Origin of the sequence: Paenacidovorax caeni, from assembly GCF_001298675.1 — a bacterium.
Classification (GTDB): domain Bacteria; phylum Pseudomonadota; class Gammaproteobacteria; order Burkholderiales; family Burkholderiaceae_C; genus Paenacidovorax; species Paenacidovorax caeni.
This window is the reverse complement of record NZ_CYIG01000138.1, coordinates 1-761: the sequence shown is the minus strand read 5'-3', so window position 1 is coordinate 761 and position 761 is coordinate 1. Positions and strand designations below refer to the sequence as shown.

Below are 761 nucleotides of genomic sequence, written 5' to 3'. Positions count from 1 at the left end.
GTATGTTTTTAACGTACAGTGCAAAGTGAATTTCTTCTTTCTTTGCGAACTTTGCTGCGATCAGCGAAGCCTTGAATTCTAACACAGTTTTTAAAGTACTGTAAACTTTAAGGTTATTCGCTTTTCTTATCAAACTACCGAAGTAGCTTGCTTTACTTAGCTAAGCCTTGAATTATACATCGAATTTTCATTCAATCGCAACTCAAAGCAATCTTTTTTTCTTTACCGCCAGAACCTCAAGCCCTAGCAGCGAAGCCCTCGATCATAACACAGAAAATTTACCGCGCAACAACCAGAAGAAGATCAACCTTTTCGCTGCGGCTTGCAACTTGTCGACACAAGCGCCGCAGCAACGAAGAGGCGTGACTATAGCACAAAGAAATTGAAGTCCCCTTGAAAACCTGAACCACCTGGAAGTAGAGAATCCAAACCAACGGAGTCTCTACATGAAGAAATCCAGATTCAGCGAATCCCAGATAGTCGGCATCCTCAAGGAGGTCGAGATGGGCGCCAAGGTTGCCGAGACATGCAGGAAGCATGGCGTGAGCGAGCCGACCTACTACAAGTGGAAGAGCCAGTTCTCAGGCATGACAGTCTCGCACCTGGCCCAACTGCGCCAGTTGCAGGACGAGAACGCCAAGCTCAAACGCATGTACGCCGACCTGGCACTGATGCACCACGCTCTCAAGGACGTTGTTGACCGAAAGCTCTGACCCCGGAGCGTCGCGAGATGGTTGTCCAAGGTCTTATGGTCGAGCACG

1 protein-coding gene is annotated in these 761 nt (G+C 48.2%); it reads left to right on the top strand.

What is annotated here, in order from left to right; all coding sequences use genetic code 11:
• The first annotated feature begins 446 nt into the window (after positions 1-446).
• Positions 447-713 carry a transposase gene (locus tag BN2503_RS19115; RefSeq protein WP_054258149.1) on the top strand — a complete coding sequence of 89 codons (267 nt, stop codon included), beginning with the start codon at positions 447-449 and terminating at the stop codon, positions 711-713.
• Positions 714-761: the final 48 nt, after the last annotated feature.

Excerpts from the sequence above, each read along its gene's own strand:
- BN2503_RS19115 (WP_054258149.1), top strand. The coding sequence starts at position 447 with ATGAAGAAATCCAGATTCAGCGAATCCCAGATAGTCGGCATCCTCAAG.